Genomic DNA, 20,474 nt, shown 5'->3' on the forward strand with positions numbered 1-20,474 from the left:
CGCCTGCTCAGCCCAGCATCGCCAGGCTCACGGCCATGATCGCCATCCCGGCCACGATGCCGTAGACGCACAGATGGTGCCCGCCGTACTTCTCGGCCGTGGGCAGCAGCTTGTCCAGCGAGATGAAGACCATGATCCCCGCCACGGCGGCCAGAGAGGCCCCGAACAGGGCATCGGTCAGGAACGGGCGCAGCAGCAGGAAGCCGATCACCGCGCCCAGCGGCTCCGAGAGCCCGGAGAGGAAGGACAGGCCGATCGCGCGGGCGCGGGAGCCGGTGGCCTGGAAGACGGGCACGGCCACGGCGATGCCCTCGGGGATGTTGTGCAGGGCGATCGCCACCGTGATGGCCACGGCCACCGACGGGTCGCCCAGGGCCGCGGCGAAGGTCGCGAAGCCCTCCGGGAAGTTGTGGATCGCGATGGCCAGGGCGGTCAGCATGCCGGTGCGCAGCAGCCGGGAGTCGGCTGCGGGCGCTGCGAACGCGGCGTCGGGTTCGGCATCGCCGGGCTGATAGGCGAACTCGTGCGGATTGGCCTGATGCGGCACGAGCCGATCGATCACCGCGATCACCGCGATGCCTGCGAAGAAGCCCCCGACCATGCCCCAGGTCCCGCGACCGGGCCCCCAGGCGGCGCTCAGGAGGTCGCTCGCCTCGGCCAGGATCTCCACGAACGAGACGTAGAGCATCACTCCCGCGGAGAAGCCCAGGCTCAGCGCCAGGAACGACCCGTTCGTGCGGTTGGTGAGGAAGACGGCCAGACCGCCCAGGCCCGTGGCGAGCCCGGCGATCACCGTCAGCAGCAGGGCAACGGCCAACGACTCTCCTCAGGCGGTGCGGATCAGCAGCAGCGGATCAGAGGTAGCGCGACGGATCGAAGGCGTCGAGCTCGATGATGCGCAGGCGCGGCAGCGGGGCCTTGAAGGCCTCGAAGTCGTCCTCCAGGTCGACGATCTGCAGGCCCTTGTCCTCCATCTCGTGCAGCCCGGCCGAGAGCAGCTCGCGGAAGCACAGCACGGCCACGCGGCGGCCGTCGTCGAGCAGGGCCTCGATCTCGTCGTGGAAGTCGATGTCGTGGGAGGCCAGGATGACGTCGCCGTGGCCCTGGTCCAGGATCGCCTTGAGCATGCGCTGGATGCCGACGTCGACGACCTTGACCTTGGGCGGGGCGGCCAGGGGGATGACCTGGTAGTCGAAGCCGCGCAGCGCGGCCACGAAGCTGAAGGGCAGGTGCCCGTGGGAGCCGTTGAGGAAGAACAGGCCGTTGGTGTCCTGGCGCCACAGCTTGCGGGCGCCCCTCATGACCTTCTCCCAGCGCGGCCGCTCCTCCGGCTTGGGCTTGCGCTCGAGCAGGGACATGCCCAGGGTGGCGTCGATGTTCTCGCCGTCGACCAGCAGGTACGTGGTGCTGGGGGCGGAGGCCGACGGCTCGACGGTCGGCTCGTCGGCCACGGCGGGCGCGGCCGGGGTGGTCGTCCCCTGCTCCGGAAGAGAGCTGGCCTCGGCGGGGTCGACGACGGCGGAGGCTGCGGAGGAGTCGGAGCGGCGCGTGCCGAACTGGGCGTTGTCATGCGGAACCATGCGCACGAGCGTACGGGAGGATCCTGGTGCGCGCCGGTGCGCTGAGGCGGACGCGCGCCCGATGTGTTGCGCCTTACACCGGGCCGATAGCCTGGTCCCATGAGCGCCATCCATCCTGTCCTGAATCCTGCCCGTGTCCGCTCGGACCTCTCCCGCCTGGGGCGCGAGTCCGAGCAGTACCTCTCCACCGTCGAGTCCTTCCACGACGACGAGTTCGACAAGCCGTCGCACTGCGAGGGCTGGAACCGCGCCATGGTCATCGCCCACGTGGCGGTCGCGGCCCGTCGCTTCAAGCGCCTGCTGGAGTGGGCGGAGACCGGTGAGGAGCAGAAGCTATTCGAGTCCAGGCAGGAGCGCACCGAGGCCGTCGAGCAGCTGGCCGCCAAGCCGCGCGAGGAGCTCAAGGCCGAGTCCCGCGCCGCGCTGGAGGCCTTCATCGCCGACGCCGAGGTCCTGACCGGTGAGCTGACGGCCGAGGAGGTCGGCATCGGCCCCAAGCGCTTCCCGGCCACCTCCATCCCCGCCGTGCTGATCGCGGAGGTCGTGGTCCACCACGCCGATCTGGACACCCAGTGGGAGGTCGAGGAGGCCGATCCCGACTCCCTGCTCAACGCCGTGACCGCCGGAGTGCTGAACCTGTCCGTGAAGGACTCTCCGGGCTTGACCATCGTCACCGACGAGGGCGACGAGTGGGTCGTCGGCGACGGCTCCCTGCGCGTGGAGGGCGACCGCGAGGGCATCCTCGACTGGCTCTCGCGCGGGCGCACCGAGGGCATCTACCTGCCCGAGGGCGTCGACGAGGCCCCGCAGCTGCCGGCCTGGTGAGCCGACCCGGCGCAGACGCTGCCGGAAGACCCGACTGCACGACGAGGGTGCCCGCACCATGACCGGTGCGGGCGCCCTCGCGCACTGCGTTCCCTGACAGCTTCCGAGTGCGTCGGCTCAGGAGCTGCGTCGCTGGCGCGCCTGGACCGCCTCCAGATGGCGCGGGCGGACCGCGACCGCGTGCTGCGCATAGTCGTCGTGCCTCTCCAGCCAGGCCTTGACGTACGGGCACACCGGCACGATCCGGAAGCCGCGCTCGATCGCGTCGTCCAGGGCGAAGCGCACCAGCTGGGAGGCCACGCCCTGACCCTCGAAGGTGTCGTCGACCTCGGTGTGGAAGAAGATGCGCTCGGGCTTCTCGGCCTCCGAGGCATCCACCCAGTACGTCTTGCCGGCGATGGCGTCCCCGGACAGCGCCTCGTAGCGCTGGGGGCCGTCGTCGTTGCGGAAGCTCAGCTCAGTCATGGCGTGCCTCGGCCTTCTTCTTGCGGTCCAGTGCGCGCTCCTGGACGGGGTACTCGGACAGGATGGAGAGGCGGTTGAAGGTCCCGATGGTGATGGCCGCCCACTGCACCGCCGAGAACTGGGCGTCGGTCAGCACCTCGCGGGCGGCCTCCAGGCGCGAGCGGCGGGTGACCTGATCGGGCAGCTCGGCGGCGATCTCGGCCACGGTGAGCGCGGCGCATTCGACGTCGTCGAACAGCTCGGTCTCCTCCCAGGCGGTCAGCACGGCCAGCTGACGATCCGTGACACCGGCCCGACGCGCCAGCTTCACGTGCATGTCCAGGCAGAACCCGCAGCCGTTGAGCTGGGAGACCCGCACGTTGATCAGCTCGGCGACGACCCTGGACAGGCCGGCCTCCGCCAGGGAATCGGCCACCTGCCGGGAGAGGCCGTTGAGGGCCTTCCAGGAGGCGGGATCGGCCTTGTCGAGGTAGAACGGCGGGTCTTCGCTCATGCGCCCGAGAATAACGTGACGTATCATGTGCCACAAGAGAGCCTCAGATCCAACCCTGCTCCCAGGCGGTCTGCGCCGCCTCGTGGCGCGAACGGGCGCCGACCTTCGACATCGCAGAGGACAGATAGTTGCGCACCGTCCCCGGGGCCAGGGAGAGGCGGGCGGCGATCTCCTCGACGGGGCGCGGGCTGCGGGATTCGCGCAGCACGTCGAGCTCGCGGTCGGTCAGCGGGCACCGCTCGGCGCTCAGCGCGGCTGCGGCGATCTCCGGATCCACGTAGCGCCGCCCCGCGTGCACCTGCCGGATGACATCCGCCAGCTCCTCGGCGGGCGTGGACTTGGGCACGAATCCGGAGACGCGGCTGGCCAGGGCCCGGCGCAGCACGCCGGGGCGGGCGTGCCGGGTGACGATCACGGTGCGGGTGGCCACCGACGACAGGATCTGCTCGGAGGCCGCGAGGCCGTCGGCCGGAGGCATCTCCAGGTCCAGCAGGCAGACGTCCGGGGCGTGGGCGCGGGCCTGCTCGATCGCGCCGTCCGAGGTCGAGGCCTCGGCCACCACCTCGATGTCATCCTCGAGGTTCAGCAGGGACACCAGCGCCCCGCGGATGAGGTGCTCGTCATCGGCGATCAGCAGGCGGATCATGTCGTGGTCCTCTCGGGCTGTGGCTGGGGGAGCAGGATCTCCAGGATGAAGCGTCCGTCGCGGTGCTGTGCGGTGAGCGTCCCGTTCAGGGATTCGACGCGCTCGCGCAGACCCTGCAGCCCGGTCCCGGGGGACGCGCTCGGGGCGGCATCGGCGCCGTCGTTGACGATCTCGAGCCGCCAGGTCGTGCCGTCGTGCGCTCCGGTCGCCTCCCGGAACACCTCGTAGGACGCCGAGCCGGCGCTCGCGTGGCGCAGGATGTTGGTCGTGGCCTCCCGCACGGCCAGGCCCAGGGCCTGGCGGATCTGGGGATCCTGCGGCTCGGCCTCGGCCCTGCGGCGGCAGTCGATGCCGGCGGCACGCAGGACGTCGGCGGCGTTGTCCAGCTCCTGGACCAGCGACACCTGCCGCAGCCCCTGGACCAGGCTCCGGGTCTCCTCGAGGGCCTGGCGGGCGATCTCGCGCGTCTCGCGCAGCTTCTGACGCGCTGCGTCCGGGTCTCGCTCGAGCAGTCGTTCGGCGAGCTCCGCCTGCAGCGCGATGACCTGCAGATGATGCCCCTGGATGTCGTGCAGGTCGGCGGCGAAGCGCAGCCGCTCGCGCGCCACCGCCAGGTCGGCCTCGGCGCTGCGGGCCTCGTCGAGGCGCTGGACCACGCCCCACATCCACACCCCGGCCAGGATCGCCAGCAGCGCGAACAGAGCCAGATAGATCGCGGCGCGATCCAGCCCCGCCAGGACCTCGAGCTGCTCGGATGTGGGCTGATCCCCCAGGAGGGGGTCGATCCGCGACCCGACGGTGCCGTGCACGATCAGCGCGGCCACCACGGCCGCGGACAAGGGCGCGCACCAGGGCGGGGCCGCTCGGCGGCCAGCACCGACAGGGCGACGATCAGCGGGAGGACCCCGGCGAGCAGACGGGGTGCTGCGGCCAGGCAGAGCAGGGAAGTCAGCGCGGCCGGAACGAGCAGGGTGACAACGGTGCGAGTCCCGGCCGCACCGCTCCACAGCCCGGCCCGATGCAGCAGGGAGAAGCGCAGCTGGAGGATCGCGTTCAGCACCACCAGTGCGATCAGTCCGGCTCTCAGGGCGATCGGGACGGAGGGCAGGAGCCCCAGCCACAGGGCCGTCAGCCCGTTCAGTCCGAGCACCATTACAGCGATCGAGGACCAGGTGTACCACCAGGTGGCGCGCACTCCGCGTCCGGTGCGCGGGGCAGCGGCGGTCTCAGTCATGAGGGCCACCGTAGACCGATGACAGATGTCACCGTCCGGGCATGGGGGATCCACGGATCCCGGTGACACCGCGGCACTGCACGCGGCTGCGCGGCCGCGGAACAGTGGTGAATGAAAGCGACGCCGACCCGGACGACGGGCGGCGCGGATCGAGCAGGAGGAGCAGATCATCATGTTGGAGTCGCTGCGGGATTTCACCCAGTCCATGCCGGAGGCGCTGCAGTGGGTGGGGGTGATGCTGATCTCCGCCATCCCGTTCGTGGAGTCGATCCTCGGCTCGGCCCTGGGGGTGGTGGCCGGCGTGCCGGTGGTCGTGGCGATCGCGGCGGCCGTCGTGGGCAATGCGCTGTCGATGGCGCTGGTCGTGCAGATCGCCCACCTGACGCGCTCGAGGGTCCGTCGCGGAGCCTCGCAGGAGCACAAGGAGCTCTCGCCGCGCCGCCAGCGCATCCTGCGCCTGTCCGAGCGGTTCGGCGTTCCCGGGGTCTCCCTGTTCGGGCAGTGGGTGCTGCCGAGTCAGCTCACCGCGCCGCTGCTGGTCTCCGTGGGGGCCTCGCGCGGCTGGGTGATCCTGTGGCAGGTCGCGGGGATCACGCTGTGGGGCGTCGTCTTCGGCACGCTGGCGCATCTGGGCTACACGGCGGTGGCCTGAGCGGCGAGCTCGGCGACACGCCGATGTCCGCCGAGAATGCCGGTCGGAATCAAAGCGCCCGATCCAGGGGTCGAAACCGCTCCGGCGCTGGACAGTCGGGCTCCGACGGGGCGATCCGGCAGACGGAGCGGGTGGTGGCGCGGGGGTATGCGTGGGAGCGTCCCTGAAATCTTCAGAAATGCTGGGTGCGAGCTGTAGCCTGTCTCACATACAGGGGTGTCTCGGATCACATCAGCGACGGCAGAGCCCCACCAGCACTCTCCACAGGAGGTCACCATGAACCCTTCCTTCTCCCGCCGCGGACTGCTGGGCGCCTTCGCCCTCACCTCGGCCTCTGCCCTCGTCCTGACCGCCTGCGGCGGAGGCGGCGGCGAGGACAGCGACGGCCCCATCACGGCCTTCGGCACCGAGCCCGAGAACCCGCTGGTCCCCACCAACACCACCGAGCAGGGCGGTGGCCGCGTGGTCACCCTGATCTTCGTGGGCCTGATCAGCTACGACGACAATTCCGAGGCTGTCAACGAGCTGGCCGAGTCCATCGAGGCCAACGACGACAACACCGTGTGGACCATCAAGATCAAGTCCGGCAAGAAGTTCACCAACGGCGAGGACATCACCGCCCAGAGCTTCGTGGACTCCTGGAACTACGGCGCCGCCGCCAAGAACGCCCAGCAGGGCTCCTACTTCTTCGAGACCATCAAGGGCTACGACAAGGTCTCCGCCGAGGGCTCGGAGGAGGACGAGATGGAGGGCCTGGTGGCGGTGGACGACACCACCCTGGAGGTCACCCTCTCGGGCCCCGACTCCACGTTCGGCAACCGCCTGGGCTACTCCTCCTACGCCCCCATGCCGCCCTCGGCCTTCGACGACATGGAGGCCTTCGGCGAGAACCCCGTGGGCTGGGGCCCGTACAAGATGGACGGCGAGGGCGCCTGGGTCCACGACCAGGAGATGCGCCTGGTCAAGAACGAGGACTACGACGGCTCCACGCCGGCGGCCAACGACGCCGTGACCTTCAAGCTCTACCAGTCCCTGGAGGCGGGATACACCGACCTCGTGGGCGGCAACCTGGATCTGCTCGACACCATCCCGCCGTCGAACATCGAGGTCTCCGAGGACGACCTCTCCGGGCGCCTGACCGACCGCGAGTACGCGGGCAACTACACGTTCGGCATCCCGTACTACCTCGAGGGGTGGTCCGGAGAGGCCGGCAAGCTGCGCCGCCAGGCCATCTCCAAGGCGATCGACCGGGACGAGCTCATCGAGGTGATCTTCAAGGGCGAGAACACTCCCGCGGTGGACTTCACCTCGCCGGTCGTGGCCGGCTACGACGCCGACGCCCTGAAGAACACGGCCAACGTCGAGTTCGACGCCGACGAGGCCAAGAAGCTGTGGGACCAGGCCGAGGGCATCGAGCCCTACAACGGCAACACGTTCGAGATCGCCTACAACGCCGACGGCGGCCACAAGGAGTGGGTCGACGCTGTCTGCAACATGATCAAGAACAATCTCGACATCGAGGCCGCGGGCAAGTCGTACCCGACCTTCAAGGAGCTGCGCACCGAGGCCAACGACGGCAAGCTCACCTCGGCCTTCCGCTCGGGCTGGATGGCGGACTACCCGTCGCTGTACAACTTCCTCTCCGCGCAGTACGCCACGGACGGCTCGTCGAACGACGCCCACTACGAGAACAAGGCGTTCGACGACAAGCTCAAGGAGGGCCTGGCCGCCAGCTCGGACGACGAGGCGAACAAGGCCTTCCTGGAGGCCGACGACATGCTGCTCGAGGACCTCCCGGCGATCCCGCTGTACTACCCGAACCGCACCAGCGGCTACAGCGAGGCCGTGGACAACGTCGCGCTGACCTGGAACGGCGAGATCGACTACACCAAGGTCACCCGGGCCTGATGCCTCGCGACCGGGCCGGAGCCGCTGAGCAGCTCCGGCCCGGTCGCGCTTTTCCCGCAGCCGCATCGTTCCAGGAGCCTCTCGCACCATGACTCACCACGCGCCGGCCCTCCGGCATCCCCGTACGACGGGAGGTGCCCGCTGACATGGCCTGGTACCTCGTCCGCCGCCTCCTCCAGATGATCCCGGTCTTCCTGGGAGCCATCTTCATCGTCTACTTCCTGATGTTCGCCACCTCCGGCGATCCCACCGCCGCGCTGTGCGGCGAGAAGGGCTGCACCCCCGGCACCAAGGCCGCGCTCGAGGCCCAGTACAACCTCGACAAGCCCTTCCTGATCCAGTTCCTGCTCTACCTCAAGGGCGTCGTGACCCTGGACCTGGGCGACAACTTCTCCGGACGCCCGATCATGTCGGTCATCGCCGACACGTTCCCCACCACGATCAAGCTGGCTGCGCTCGCCGTGATCTTCGAGGCGGTCTTCGGCATCCTCTTCGGCGTGATCGCCGGCCTGCGCAAGGGCACCTGGATCGATTCGACCCTGCTCGTCGTCTCCCTGCTGGTGATCGCCGTGCCCGTGTTCGTGCTCGCCTTCGTGGCCCAGTACGTGATCGGCATCCACTTCGGGCTGGCCAGACCCACGGTCTCGGGAGGCGCACCGCTCAACGAGCTGATACTTCCAGCGCTGGTGCTGGGAGCGCTGTCCTTCGCCTACGTGCTGCGGCTGACCCGCAACTCGATCGCCGAGAACCGCGAGTCCGACCACGTCCGCACCGCCACGGCCAAGGGCCTGCCGCGGCGGAAGGTCATCACTGTGCACGTGCTGCGCAACTCCCTGATCCCGGTCGTGACCTTCCTGGGCGCCGATCTCGGCGCGCTGATGGGAGGGGCGATCGTCACCGAGTCCATCTTCAACGTCAACGGCATCGGCAATCAGCTCTACAAGGCGATCAACCTGGGCGACGGCGCCATGGTGGTCTCCATCGTGACGCTCGTGGTGGTCATCTTCCTGATCACCAACCTGGTCGTCGACCTGCTCTACGCCGTGCTCGACCCGAGGATCCGATATGCCTGAGCAGAGCCAGAACCAGAACCCGGATTCCCCGCAGGGCTCGGTGCACGAGACCCTGGATCCTTCGCCGCGCGTGATGGGCTCGCACGAGGTCTACCTGCCGGATCACTTCGTGGCCCCGGTGGTGGAGGAGCAGGGCCGCGCCGGCATCGAGAACCAGCTCGAGGGCAAGCCCTCGAGCCTGTGGCGCGACGCCTGGTCGACCCTGCGCCGCAACCCGGTCTTCCTCGTCTCCGCCGTGCTGATGCTCTTCGTCCTGTTCGTGGCCGCGTTCCCCGGGGTGTTCACCTCGGCTGCACCCAACGCCGGGTGCGAGCTGTCGAACTCCAACGGCGGCCCCGCCCCCGGGCATCCGCTGGGCTACACCAACCAGGGCTGCGACATCCTGGCCCGCGTGGTCCACGGAACGGGCCCCTCGATCATGGTGGGCTTCGGCGCCACCCTCGGCGTCGTGCTCATCGGCGGGCTGCTGGGCGCGCTGGCCGGCTACTTCGGCGGCTGGATCGACGCGATCATCTCTCGCTTCATGGACATCATCTTCGCGCTGCCGCTGATCCTGGGCGCGATCGTGTTCATGCAGGTACCGCTCATGCGGGAGAACCGCGGCGTGACCACGCTGGCGATCACTCTGGTGATCTTCGGGTGGCCGTCGATCGCGCGCATCACGCGAAGCTCCGTGATCTCGGTGCGCAATGCTGACTTCGTGACCGCGGCGCGCTCGCTGGGCATGAGCCGGCTCGGCATCCTGTTCAAGCACGTGATCCCCAACGCCGCCGGGCCCGTCATCGTGATCGCCACGATCTCGCTGGGCACGTTCATCGTGGCCGAGTCCACGCTGTCGTTCCTGGGCATCGGGCTGCCCGCGGAGGCGATCTCCTGGGGCAATGACATCTCGGCGGCGCGCCCGCAGCTGCGCACCAACCCCGAGACGCTGTTCTGGCCCTCGCTCATGCTCTCCATCACCGTGCTGAGCTTCATCATGATGGGCGACTCGCTGCGCGACGCCCTCGACCCCAAGGGGAGGACCAAGTGAGCACCTCGGCGAACAGCCCCCAGCCCGACGGCGGCGGGAAGCACCGGGCCGAGACCCAGGGGCCCTGGGCCCCCGGGCAGGAGCCGCTGACCCGCACGGGCCGGATGGTCAGCCTCAAGGCCCACGAGATCCTCAACGCGGGTTCAGACGCCTCGGGGCAGCGCCAGCAGGGGCAGACGCCGCTGCTGGAGATGAAGGGGGTGGGCATCACCTTCAAGACCGGCACGGGCGACGTCCAGGCCGTGGCCGACTCGGACATCCGCGTGATGCGCGGGGAGACCGTGGCCATCGTGGGCGAGTCCGGCTCGGGCAAGTCCACCTCGGCGCTGGCGGCCATCGGGCTGCTGGCCTCGAACGGGCGCGTGTCCTCCGGGCAGATCCTCTTCGACGGAGAGGACATCACGCATCCGTCGGCCAAGCGGCTCGAGGCCCTGCGCGGCTCGCAGATCGGCATGGTCCCGCAGGACCCCATGTCGAACCTCAACCCGGTGTGGACCATCGGCGCGCAGGTCCGCGAGACGCTCAAGGCCAATGACAAGCCGCACGGCGACGCCGACGTGGTCCGGGCGCTGGAGGAGGCCGGGCTGCCGGATGCCGAGCGGCGCATGAAGCAGTACCCGCACGAGTTCTCCGGCGGCATGCGCCAGCGCGCGCTGATCGCCATCGGGCTCTCGTGCCGCCCGCAGCTGCTGATCGCCGATGAGCCGACCTCCGCACTCGACGTCACCGTCCAGCGCCAGATCCTGGATCACCTGGGGCGGCTGACCAGCGAGCTCGGCACCGCGGTGCTGCTGATCACCCACGACCTCGGCCTGGCCGCCGAGCGCGCGGACCGGGTGATCGTGATGCAGAAGGGCCGCGTGGTCGAGTCCGGCCCCGCGCTGAGCCTGCTGCGCGACCCGCAGCATCCCTACACCAAGGAGCTGGTGGCGGCGGTGCCGTCGCTGTCCCCGGATGATCTCGCAGCGAGCGTGGACAGCGCCGCCCCGGAGCTCATCCAGGTGAAGGATCTGGTCAAGGAGTACAAGATCCGCGGCTCGTGGGGCCGGTCCTCCGAGTTCCGCGCCGTGGACGACGTCTCCTTCACGGTGCGTCGCGGACGCACGACCGCGATCGTGGGGGAGTCCGGCTCGGGCAAGTCCACGATCGCCAAGATGCTGCTGGGACTGGAGGACATCACCTCCGGGACCGTGACCGTGGACGGCCACGACATCAGCGGGTTCAAGGGCCGACAGTGGTTCGACTACCGCCGCAAGGTGCAGCCGATCTTCCAGGACCCCTACGGCTCGCTGGATCCCATGCGCAGCGTCTTCCGCTGCATCGAGGAGCCGCTGAAGGTGCACAAGGTGGGCGATGCCGCCTCGCGCCGGGCGAAGGTCCATGACCTGCTGGACCGCGTGGCGCTGCCGCGCCAGCTCGGCGATCGCTACCCGAACGAGCTCTCGGGCGGTCAGCGCCAGCGCGTGGCCATCGCCCGGGCGCTCGCACTGGATCCGGAGATCGTGGTGTGTGACGAGGCCGTCTCGGCCCTCGACGTCCTGGTCCAGGAGCAGGTCCTGCAGCTGCTCGGCCAGCTGCAGCAGGATCTCGGTCTGACCTACCTGTTCATCACCCACGACCTGGCCGTGGTGCGGGAGATCGCCCACGACGTCTGCGTCATGGAGAAGGGCAGGCTCGTGGAGACCGGCACCGTGGACTCGGTGTTCGAGAACCCGCAGCAGGAGTACACGCGCCGACTGCTCGACGCGATCCCCGGCAAGGACCTCCTGGAGGTCTGAGCGCGGTCCCGCACCGGGCCCCGTCGTCGTCTCCTTCCGGGACGGCGACGGGGCCCTTCCGCGTTCCTGCTCAGCCCACCAGCCCGAGCTCGTGGGCCAGCACCACGGCCTGCACGCGGTCGCGAGCCCCTGTCTTGGCGAGCACGCGGGAGACATGTGTCTTCACGGTCGGCTCGGAGAGCACCAGAGCCTCCATGATCTCGTGGTTCGACATCCCGCGGCCCACGAGCTCGAAGACCTCCTGCTCCCGGGGCGTCAGGGACCGGAGGCGGGGGTCATCGGCCACGGTGCGCTGCGGCGGGTCGATGAACCGGCGCATCAGGCGCTGCGTGGTCGACGGCGCGATCACGGCGTCGCCACGGGCACAGGTGCGCAGGGCGCCGAGCAGCTCCTCCGGCTCGGCGTCCTTGAGCAGGAAGCCCGAAGCCCCGGCTCGGATGCCCTCGAGCGCGTACTCGTCCAGATCGAACGTGGTCAGCAGGACCACCGTGACCTGCGGATGCTCGGCCAGGATGCGACGGGTGGCCTCCAGGCCGTCCATGCCGGGCATGCGGATGTCCATGAGCAGGACATCGGGCGCCTCACCGGTCGCGGCCAGGCGCGCGACGAGGTCCACGGCCGCCTGGCCGTCCCCGGCCTCGCCGGCCACGACGAGGTCGGGCTGCGAGCCGATCAGCATGACCATGCCGCTGCGGATCAGGGGCTGGTCGTCGATCAGCAGGATGCGCAGGGGATCGGTCATCGGGTGCCCTCCTCGGTGGTCGTGGGGCTGCCGTTCTGCGGGTCGGTGGCCTGCGGATCACGTGGAAGATGCGGATCCTTCTCGGCCGGCTGATCCCGTGCGGTCGGCTGGTCTCGTTCGTCCTGTTGGTCGGATGCCTCGGACGAGGCGGCCTGCACGTTCTGGGCCTCGGCGGGCAGGCGACCGGCGAGCAGCCATCGTCCGGGCGATGCGGGGTCGGGGCCGGCCTGGATGGTCCCGCCATAGAGACCGAAGCGCTCGCGCAGGCCGCGCAGGCCCTGTCCGCCGCCGTCGTGCCCCGGGCGGGGAGGCTCGGGGGACTCCGTGCCCAGGCCGTCGCTGGTGACGCGGACGGTCAGCTCCGCGCCGTCGTGGCGGAGCTCGACCCTGACCCGGGAGGCATCCGGGGCGTGCTTGAGCGTGTTGGTCAGGCCCTCCTGCACGAGGCGGTAGGACGCCAAGGAGGGTCCTGAGGCCAGCTCCGGCAGCGGCTCCGGGCAGGTCTCCACATCGATCTGCAGACCGGCGCTGCGCACCGAGTCCACGAGCGCCGGGAGGTCCTGCACGGTGGGGACCGGAGCGCGCTCGGCCTCCTCGCCTTCGGTGCGCAGCACGCCCAGCAGGCTGCGCATCTCGCTGAGCGACCCGCGAGCGGTCGTGGCGATCGTGGCCAGGACGTCGGCGGCCACCGAGGGATCGCTGCGCACGGCGTACCGGGCGCCGTCGGCCTGGGCGATCACGACGGACAGCGAGTGGGCCACCACATCGTGCATCTCCCGGGCGATGCGGGTGCGCTCGTCCTGTGCGGCCAGGCGCACCTCCTGATCGCGCTCGACCTCCAGGCGGTGCGCCCTCTCGGCGAGGACCTCGGCGCGGTGCGCCTCGGCCTCACGACGCTGCAGGGTTACACGATGCAGATCGCCGGCCAGGTACGAGGCGACGATGATCAGCATCATCATGATCCCCTGGGTGGCGGCGCCGATGGCCCACTCAGTGGTCGTGACCTCGGCGATGCCGAAGGACAGGGGACCGCCCTGGCGCCATCCGGGCCAGCTGGTGCTGACGATCGCAGCCACCAGCAGGGCCAGCGCCAGCACCGACACACGGGTGCGACGGCGGCAGCGCGAGGCCACGGTGTAGAGCAGCCAGGGCACGCCGAGCAGGCCGATGCCCAGGGGGAAGACGCCCAGCACCACCGTGGCGATCACGGAGAAGAGGGCGAACAGCGCGGCGGACAGGGCGGGACGAAGGGGCCGCAGGACCAGCACGGCGATGAGCCCCAGCGAGCAGGCCATCTGCACCGGAGAGCTCACGGCCACGAGCACGGTGAAGGCGGCCAGCACCAGGAGGAACAGGGCATTGGCCCAGACGGAGTGGGTGCGCAGCCAGTCGGCCACGCGGTGATGCAGCTGCATGGGACCTCGGGGGAATCGAGCGGATGGGCATCGCGTCGGCACTAGGGCGACGGGCCTCGAGGCGGCCGCGTCGACAGGACAGCGGAGAGTGCTCAGGGCAACGGCCGCGGCCGGGATCCGACGGATCGGGTCCCGGCCGCGGATGCGGATCGGATCAGTCCAACGATGCCAGACCCTCCACGGGGGCCACCCGTGTGGCGCGGCGGGCCGGCAGGGCCGAGGACACCAGGGCCACGACGAGCACGCCGATCGCCACGGCGAGCAGACCGCCCCACGGAACGGTGATCGCCACGGGGATGGTGTCGGTGACCATCGCGGAGACGACGCCGGTGCCCAGCAGCCAGCCGGCCACCGCTCCCGCGACGCCGGCCGCGGCGGAGATGACCAGTGCCTCGCGGCGGATCATGGCGCCCAGCTGAGCGCGCGAGAGCCCCAGGGCCCGCAGCAGCGAGTTCTCCCGCGTGCGCTCCAGCACGGACAGCGACATCGTGGACGTGATGCCCAGGACGGAGACCGCCACGGCGGCGGCCAGCAGGCCCAGCGCAACCCAGAGCATCACGTTGAGGATGTCGACCATCATGGCCTTCTGCATGCCGTTCGCCGCGATCTCGTAGACCTCGGTGTCCGTGAGCTCGGCGATCTCCTGTGCTGCGGTCGTGGTCTCCGTGGAGCCGATGCCGCGCTCGAGATCCACCTCCACGACGTCGTCCGTCTGCTCGACGGAGACCACCGAGTCGACGTCCTCGATCTGCTGCAGGGTGTCCTGGTCCACCTGCTGGGAGACGGTGATGTCCACCGGCATGGAGCGGTCCAGGTCATCGAGCACCGACTTCTGCGCCACGGCGTGGCCGGTGAGCACGGTGGTCACCAGCGTGATGCCGATCAGCAGCGCGGTGGCCGTCGTCGTGGTGCGGGACTTGTGCCGGATCGCGTTCGCGGCTGCCAACCGTGACGGGACGCCGCCGGGCAGGATCCGTCCCAGCACGCCGACGATCGCCGGCATCCACAGCCGCGAGGTGAGGATCAGGCCCACGCCCGCGCCGATGCCGCTCACGACGCCCACGGCGGGGTGGTCGTGCGTGAAGGCGGCCCATGCCAGGGCGATCACCGAGGGGATCAGCACAAGCAGCCCGAACCCGGAGCGCACCCACGGGATCCGCTCGGCGCGACGGGAGCCGCGCATGCCGTCCAGCGGGGAGGCGCCCATGGCCCGGCGCGCGGGCCCGAGCGAGGCCAGCACGGTCACCAGGATGCCGATCACCAGGCCCAGGACGATGTCCTTGAGGGCCACGGCGACGTCGATCGGGGCGGTGGCGGGAAGCAGCGGCTCGAGTGCGAAGCCCGCACCGACCACCGCCGCTACGCCGATCGCCGAGGAGACGAGCCCGAGCACGAGCGCCTCGAGCAGCACCGAGCGCTGGATCTGGCCGCCGGTGGCACCCAGGCAGCGCAGCAGGGCCAGCTCCCGGGCCCGCTGGGCCGTGAGCACGCCGAAGGTCGTGGTGATCACCAGGAAGGCCACCAGCACGGCCAGCATCGCGAAGGCCAGCAGGAAGGCGGACAGGCCTGCGGCGGCGCCTGCCATGTCCTCGAGGGCGTCCTCGGTCTGCTCCTGCGGGGTCTGCACCAGGAAGGCGGTGTCGCCGGGCAGGGACTCGAGCTGATCCTGGATGTCCGCGCGCACGGTCTCCAGGTCCGCGCCGTCGGAGAGCATGATCTGCGCGCTGCTCGTCAGCGGAAGCAGGTCGGTGTCGAACGGGGAGATGGTGCTCATCACCTCGGGGGAGACCCACCCGTTGTACGTGTCGGCGCTGGACTCGGCCCCCACGATGCCCGTGACGGTGACTTCGGCGTCCTCGCCGGTGGGGTAGCTCTCGGCACCCGAGATGCCCTGCTCTTCCGGCGAGGGGGGGGACAGGGTCAGCGTGTCCCCGACACCCACCCCGAGCTGCTCGGCCTGTGTCGTGTTCAGCGCGATCTCGCCGTCGCCCCGGGGCATGGAGCCCTCGTCGAGCTCCCAGGGGAAGATCTGGGAATCCTCCGGAGCCGTGCCGAGGTAGAGGAAGTTGGTGGAGCCCTCGCCGGTCTCGACGTCGATCCCCGCGCTCGGTGAGGCCCACACGGTCTCCACCCCGTCGATGTCCTGGAGGTCGTTCATGTCACCGGTGGTGACGTAGTCCGCTCCGTAGACGGTCTCGGGGTCGTCAGGATCCGTGGCCTCGGTCTCCTCGGTCTCTGCATAGGTGCTGTTCTCCCAGTCCTCGCTCACCACCAGAGCCGCGTTGCGGGTCGAGTCGGCGATGGTCGAGACCATCGAGTGCTGCATGGTCGTGCCGAGCATCAGCGACCCGGTCGCGAAGGCGGCCGAGACGGCGATCGCCAGCAGGATCAGGACGTAGCGGGTCCACTGCAGGCGCAGTCGGCTCAGGACGATGCGGCGCATCAGCGCACACCCCCTGCCCTGCTGCCGTCGGCGACCGGGCGGCCGGCGCGGGACTCGTCCGAGACGATCGACCCGTCCTGCACGCGCACGGTGCGGTCCGCGAAGTCCGCCACACGGGGGTCGTGGGTCACGACGACGACCGTGTGGCCCTGCTGGTGGACGGTGTCGGCCAGCAGCTGCAGGACCTGGGTGGTGGTGTCGGTGTCCAGGGCTCCGGTGGGCTCGTCGGCGATGATGACGTCCGGGCTGGTGATCAGCGCGCGGGCGATCGCCACGCGCTGCTGCTGACCGCCCGAGAGTTCGTCGGGGCGGTGGTCCAGGCGCTCGGCGAGGCCCAGGCTGTCGGTGATCCGGGCCAGCAGCTCGGGATCGGGCCGGTGCCCGGCCAGGGTCAGGGGCAGCTCGATGTTCTGCCGCGCGGTGAGCACCGGCACCAGGTTGAAGGCCTGGAACACGAAGCCCACGTGCTCGCGACGGAACTCGGTGAGCTCCTTGTCGTTGAGGGAGACGATGTCCCGGCCGCCCACCACGATGGAGGTCTCCGGGCGACGATCGGGGGAGTCCAGACCGGCCAGGCAGTGCACGAGGGTCGACTTGCCGGAGCCCGACGGTCCCACGACCGCGGTGAAGGTCCCGCGCTCGATGTCCAGGGAGACGGAGTCCAGGGCGGTGACGGTCAGCTCGCCGTCGCCGTAGGTCTTGGAGACGTTCCGGGCGGCCACCGCGAACTCCCGCGGGGGCTGCCAGGGAGTGTGCGGGATGGCTTCGTGGGTGTGACCGGACGGGGCAGATGACTCAGGTGAGGTGCTCATGGTCCAAGACTGCGCCCTCCAGGCCTGCGGCACATCGGACCGACGGCCTATTCGGGGCAGTTGTCTGGTCATCCCGGGGTATGACGTCCTGGGGCGTAGGTCGTGGTCGCGGGCTCCGGTGCGGCCTCCGGCGGAGTGCTGGGTGGCCGTCGTCGTTCAGAGCAGGCCGAGCACTCCCTTGACCACGGCGGCCGCCCCGCCGAGACCGGCGAGGATCAGCGCAAGCGTGCGGGCGCGCTCGGGCGTCACGCGGGACTCGAGGGCGGCGGCGACTCCCACCCCGCAGAGCACCAGGGCGATCACCGCGGGCAGGACCCACCACGGGGGCAGTCCCTGGTCTCCGGTGGCGCCCATCAGGGACTTGAGCACGACCGACATCAGTCCCATGGACATGAAGATCGGCTGCAGCGACGCCGCGAACGCCTTCTGCTCCCAGCGGGTGAGCCGCGAGACGATGACCATGGCCGGGGCGGCCACTCCTGCGGTGGTGTTCAGCAGGCCGCCGACAGCTCCGGCCACGGGCAGCGCGGCGCGATTCGTGACATGCGGCAGCTCCGGCGTGGCGACGGTGAGCGACAGGGCGATGAGCACCAGCACGCCGATGCCGATCTGCAGCCAGGAGGCCTCCAGCCACAGCACCAGCAGAGCGCCCAGAACCGCCCCCGGCAGGGCAGCGGCGACCACGATCCCCGCGCGGCGCCAGTCCACGAGCTTGCGGACCGAGAGCATGATCGTGAATCCGGAGACGGTGGTGACCGCATTCGTCAGCAGCACCCCGGCCACGGGTCCGAGCAGCAGGGAGAGCACCGGGGTCACCACCAGCCCCACGCCGGTGCCCGAGAGCCGCTGCAGCGCGGAGCCGATCAGGATCGCCGCGGCAGCCAGCACCAGAGCACCCCACGAGAGGTCGCTCAGCATCCAGGCTCCATGGCGTGGCCCCTAGAGTGATTCTCGGCACGTTCGATCAGCCACCACGCTACTCGCCTGAAAGGTCCCTCCATGTCGATGGATGCTCCGGCCGCCCGTCCGTTCGCACTCGATGCCCTCGAGGTGCCGCTGATCGCAGCGCCCATGGCCGGCGGGCCGTCGAGTCCGGAGCTCGCGGTCGCGGTCGCGCGCGCCGGCGGACTGGGGATGCTGGCTGCCGGGTATCAGTCGGCCGAGGCGCTCGCCGAGCAGATCGCGGCGGTGCGCTCGGGGCTGCGTGACGTCGACCGTCTGTTCGGCGTCAACGTGTTCGTGGCGGAGTCCTCGCCCACCGATACGCAGCAGCTCGCGGACTTCCGCTCGCGGTGGGTGCAGGCGGTCGCTGCGCTCGATGCCGAGATGGGGGAGCAGGCCGCGGCGCGCCCGCTTCCCGAGTACTCGGACGACGGCTGGGATCAGAAGATCGCCCTGTTGGTCGAGGATCCGGTGCCTGTCGTGAGCTTCACCTTCGGCCTGCCGCCTGCGGCCACGATCCGGGCGCTGCAGGATGCGGGCACGACTGTGCTGCTGTCGGTGTCCTCGTCCGAGGAGGCGGTGGAGGCCGCGGCCTTCGGCCCCGACGCCCTGGTCCTGCAGGGCCCCGACGCCGGCGGGCATCGCTTCACGCTCGCGCAGGACACTGCGCCGGGGACCACCCCGCTGCCGGAGCTGCTGGAGCAGACGCTGTCGACGCTGGCGTCGTCCCATCCGCAGCTGCCGGTCATCGCGGCGGGCGGCATCTCCTTCCGCGCGGACGCGTCTCGGCTGCTGGAAACGGGGGCCCACGCCGTGCAGGTGGGCACCCTCTTCCTCGCCGCCGAGGAGGCCGGCACCGGGGCGGTCCATCGGGAGGCAGTGCTGGCTGCGGCGGGCGATCCGTCGTCGGCGCAGACCGTGGTGACGCGCGCGTTCTCCGGTCGCCCTGCTCGGGCGCTGTCCACGCCGTTCACCGAGGCGATGGCCGAGCACGAGATCGCGGGCTATCCGCAGGTCAACTCGCTGACGTCGCCGATCCGCAAGGCCGCGGCTGCTGCGGGGAAGCGGGAGCTGGTGCACCTGTGGGCGGGCACGGGCTTCCCCGCGTGCCGAGCCCGCCCCGCCGCCGAGATCGTGGAGTCCTTCCGGGGCCTGTGACCCGCACCGGATCACGTGCGTCCTCGGCTGCGTTCTGTACCGAGCCGTACCGCCGCACGCACCCAACCGCGACGTCCCACCGCGCCCCACCGGGCCGCGCCGGCCCCGCCCACCCGACCACCGCACACCGCCTGCCCCGCGACTGGTCGATTCCTCACCTGTTCCGCCGCGACTGGCCGATCCTTCACCGATTCGACGTCGAGCCGGTGAAGGATCGGCCCCTCGATGCGGGTTCCGTTGGGAATCGGCCACTCGGTGGCGCACCCAATGCCGGTCGACGCAGCCCAGAGACAGGAGGAACGCTCCGTGCGTGATCGCGAGACCATCCGAGCGATCTACGACGAGGTGGCACCGGCCTATGCCGCGGCCCTGCCGGATCTGCGAGCGGAGCAGCCACTCGACCGGGCGCTGCTGCGGGTCCTCGCCGAAGAGGTCCAGGAGGCGGGCGGCGATCGGGTGCTGGACGCCGGGTGCGGGACCGGCCGCATGCTGGGTCCGCTGCAGGAGCTCGGGCTGAGGGCCGTCGGCATCGATCTCTCCCCGGCAATGCTCGCCGAGGCCCGTTCCGCGATGCCCGGAGCCGAGCTTCATGTGGCGGATCTCGCGGAGCTGCCCTTCGATGACGCGAGCTTCGACGGCGTCGTGGCCTGGTACTCGCTGATCCACCACGATGCTTCATCGCTGCACGATGCGCTGGCGGAGCTGGCCCGTGTGACCCGCGACGACGGCAGGCTCCTGACGGCCTTCCATACGGGCACGGGTCAGGCGCCCGGCGCACGGGCCTACGGGACGGCGCACACGATGCCCAAGCATCTGCGGGAGCCTGTCGAGATCGCCGAAATGCTGCATCGCACGGGATGGGCTACGACGGCCGCGATCCGACGGGAGCCGGTGCACGAGCGGCACCCTCAGGGCTTCGTCATGGCGCGTCGTCGCCCGCGGCGCATCGACGACTGAGTCGATTCTCAGGCCGAGAGGCCGGCAGCCGCCCTGGCCACGAGGGCGACAGCGCGAGGGACCCAACGCCCGGCGAGGAGCTCCTGCTCCACCAGATCGCGCGCCGTGAGTCGGATCTCCGTCCACCCGTTCCGGGCCGTGGCACGCTTAGTTAGGGCGCTCGCAGCTGCCGCGAAGTGAGGCCGACGGCCATCGCCTCCGGGCGAGCGAAGATGCGCCCTGCAAGAGGCTGGGGAACCTGATGACGCTGCGGCGTGCGCCCAGGGTTTACCGAAACGTCGACGGCGTCCTCCGCGAGCTGTCCGTGTGGAGGCCGAGCCG

20 protein-coding genes are annotated in these 20,474 nt (G+C 70.3%); 8 read left to right on the forward strand and 12 right to left on the reverse strand.

From position 1 onward, the window contains the following. Positions 1-7 precede the first annotated feature (7 nt). Together zupT and OVA15_RS01220 are read right to left on the reverse strand one after the other, a co-directional pair. Positions 8-817 (reverse strand): zinc transporter ZupT, encoded by an 810-nt coding sequence (gene zupT / locus OVA15_RS01215; protein ID WP_268142562.1) that lies wholly within the window; start codon positions 815-817, stop codon positions 8-10. Between the two features lie 37 nt (positions 818-854). After that, a complete protein-coding gene (locus tag OVA15_RS01220; protein ID WP_326493249.1) occupies positions 855-1,580 on the reverse strand; it encodes a nuclease in 726 nt (241 codons plus the stop codon). Positions 1,581-1,679: 99 nt separating this feature from the next. Between OVA15_RS01220 and OVA15_RS01225 the strand changes: the two genes are divergently transcribed. Then, on the forward strand, positions 1,680-2,405 hold the full coding sequence (locus OVA15_RS01225) for a maleylpyruvate isomerase family mycothiol-dependent enzyme (protein WP_268142564.1): 726 nt from the start codon (positions 1,680-1,682) through the stop codon (positions 2,403-2,405). A 117-nt stretch (positions 2,406-2,522) separates the two neighbouring features. Here OVA15_RS01225 and OVA15_RS01230 read toward each other — a convergent pair whose 3' ends face one another. From OVA15_RS01230 to OVA15_RS01250, 5 genes are read right to left on the reverse strand one after another with little or no spacing between them, the layout of a single operon-like run. Then, entirely contained in the window at positions 2,523-2,870 is a 348-nt protein-coding gene (locus OVA15_RS01230) for a GNAT family N-acetyltransferase (RefSeq protein WP_268142566.1), read from the reverse strand. Next, entirely contained in the window at positions 2,863-3,363 is a 501-nt protein-coding gene (locus tag OVA15_RS01235) for a carboxymuconolactone decarboxylase family protein (RefSeq protein ID WP_268142568.1), read from the reverse strand. Before OVA15_RS01235 ends, OVA15_RS01230 begins: the two co-directional genes overlap by 8 nt. Before the next feature lie 43 nt (positions 3,364-3,406). Then, positions 3,407-4,009: a response regulator transcription factor gene (locus tag OVA15_RS01240; RefSeq protein WP_268142570.1), complete on the reverse strand. Its 603-nt coding sequence runs from the start codon at positions 4,007-4,009 to the stop codon at positions 3,407-3,409. Then, positions 4,006-4,848: a sensor histidine kinase gene (locus tag OVA15_RS01245; RefSeq protein ID WP_268142572.1), complete on the reverse strand. Its 843-nt coding sequence runs from the start codon at positions 4,846-4,848 to the stop codon at positions 4,006-4,008. The genes OVA15_RS01240 and OVA15_RS01245 overlap by 4 nt, the downstream gene beginning before the upstream one ends. Continuing rightward, positions 4,821-5,243 carry a hypothetical protein gene (locus OVA15_RS01250; protein WP_268142574.1) on the reverse strand — a complete coding sequence of 141 codons (423 nt, stop codon included), beginning with the start codon at positions 5,241-5,243 and terminating at the stop codon, positions 4,821-4,823. The genes OVA15_RS01245 and OVA15_RS01250 overlap by 28 nt, the downstream gene beginning before the upstream one ends. 172 nt (positions 5,244-5,415) lie before the next feature. On the opposite strand from OVA15_RS01250, the gene OVA15_RS01255 reads away from it, so the two are divergent. The 5 genes from OVA15_RS01255 (at position 5,416) to OVA15_RS01275 (ending at position 11,684) form a co-directional block, all read left to right on the forward strand. Further along, a complete protein-coding gene (locus OVA15_RS01255) occupies positions 5,416-5,895 on the forward strand; it encodes a hypothetical protein (protein ID WP_268142576.1) in 480 nt (159 codons plus the stop codon). A 276-nt stretch (positions 5,896-6,171) separates the two neighbouring features. After that, complete coding sequence (locus OVA15_RS01260; protein ID WP_268142578.1) at positions 6,172-7,803, forward strand: peptide ABC transporter substrate-binding protein; 1,632 nt, start codon at positions 6,172-6,174, stop codon at positions 7,801-7,803. A gap of 146 nt (positions 7,804-7,949) precedes the next feature. After that, positions 7,950-8,876 (forward strand): ABC transporter permease, encoded by a 927-nt coding sequence (locus tag OVA15_RS01265; protein ID WP_259903191.1) that lies wholly within the window; start codon positions 7,950-7,952, stop codon positions 8,874-8,876. Continuing rightward, complete coding sequence (locus OVA15_RS01270; protein ID WP_268142583.1) at positions 8,869-9,906, forward strand: ABC transporter permease; 1,038 nt, start codon at positions 8,869-8,871, stop codon at positions 9,904-9,906. The genes OVA15_RS01265 and OVA15_RS01270 overlap by 8 nt, the downstream gene beginning before the upstream one ends. A 191-nt stretch (positions 9,907-10,097) precedes the next feature. Next, on the forward strand, positions 10,098-11,684 hold the full coding sequence (locus tag OVA15_RS01275) for a dipeptide ABC transporter ATP-binding protein (protein WP_231861065.1): 1,587 nt from the start codon (positions 10,098-10,100) through the stop codon (positions 11,682-11,684). A 70-nt stretch (positions 11,685-11,754) separates the two neighbouring features. Here OVA15_RS01275 and OVA15_RS01280 read toward each other — a convergent pair whose 3' ends face one another. From OVA15_RS01280 to OVA15_RS01300, 5 genes are all read right to left on the reverse strand, one after another. Further along, complete coding sequence (locus tag OVA15_RS01280; RefSeq protein WP_268142585.1) at positions 11,755-12,426, reverse strand: response regulator; 672 nt, start codon at positions 12,424-12,426, stop codon at positions 11,755-11,757. Next, complete coding sequence (locus tag OVA15_RS01285) at positions 12,423-13,841, reverse strand: sensor histidine kinase (RefSeq protein ID WP_268142587.1); 1,419 nt, start codon at positions 13,839-13,841, stop codon at positions 12,423-12,425. The genes OVA15_RS01280 and OVA15_RS01285 overlap by 4 nt, the downstream gene beginning before the upstream one ends. Before the next feature lie 154 nt (positions 13,842-13,995). Beyond that, complete coding sequence (locus OVA15_RS01290; RefSeq protein WP_268142589.1) at positions 13,996-16,284, reverse strand: ABC transporter permease; 2,289 nt, start codon at positions 16,282-16,284, stop codon at positions 13,996-13,998. Beyond that, the gene (locus OVA15_RS01295) at positions 16,284-17,096 is read right to left on the reverse strand and encodes an ABC transporter ATP-binding protein (protein ID WP_259903194.1); all 813 of its coding nucleotides are present in this window, start codon (positions 17,094-17,096) and stop codon (positions 16,284-16,286) included. The genes OVA15_RS01290 and OVA15_RS01295 overlap by 1 nt, the downstream gene beginning before the upstream one ends. Before the next feature lie 156 nt (positions 17,097-17,252). Further along, a complete protein-coding gene (locus OVA15_RS01300; protein WP_268142591.1) occupies positions 17,253-18,014 on the reverse strand; it encodes a sulfite exporter TauE/SafE family protein in 762 nt (253 codons plus the stop codon). An 81-nt stretch (positions 18,015-18,095) separates the two neighbouring features. Between OVA15_RS01300 and OVA15_RS01305 the strand changes: the two genes are divergently transcribed. Beyond that, the gene (locus tag OVA15_RS01305; protein WP_268142593.1) at positions 18,096-19,196 is read left to right on the forward strand and encodes an NAD(P)H-dependent flavin oxidoreductase; all 1,101 of its coding nucleotides are present in this window, start codon (positions 18,096-18,098) and stop codon (positions 19,194-19,196) included. A gap of 306 nt (positions 19,197-19,502) precedes the next feature. Then, entirely contained in the window at positions 19,503-20,153 is a 651-nt protein-coding gene (locus OVA15_RS01310; protein WP_268142595.1) for a class I SAM-dependent DNA methyltransferase, read from the forward strand. Positions 20,154-20,474: the final 321 nt, after the last annotated feature.

This window comes from Kocuria sp. SL71 (assembly GCF_026672465.1).
Classification (GTDB): domain Bacteria; phylum Actinomycetota; class Actinomycetes; order Actinomycetales; family Micrococcaceae; genus Kocuria; species Kocuria palustris.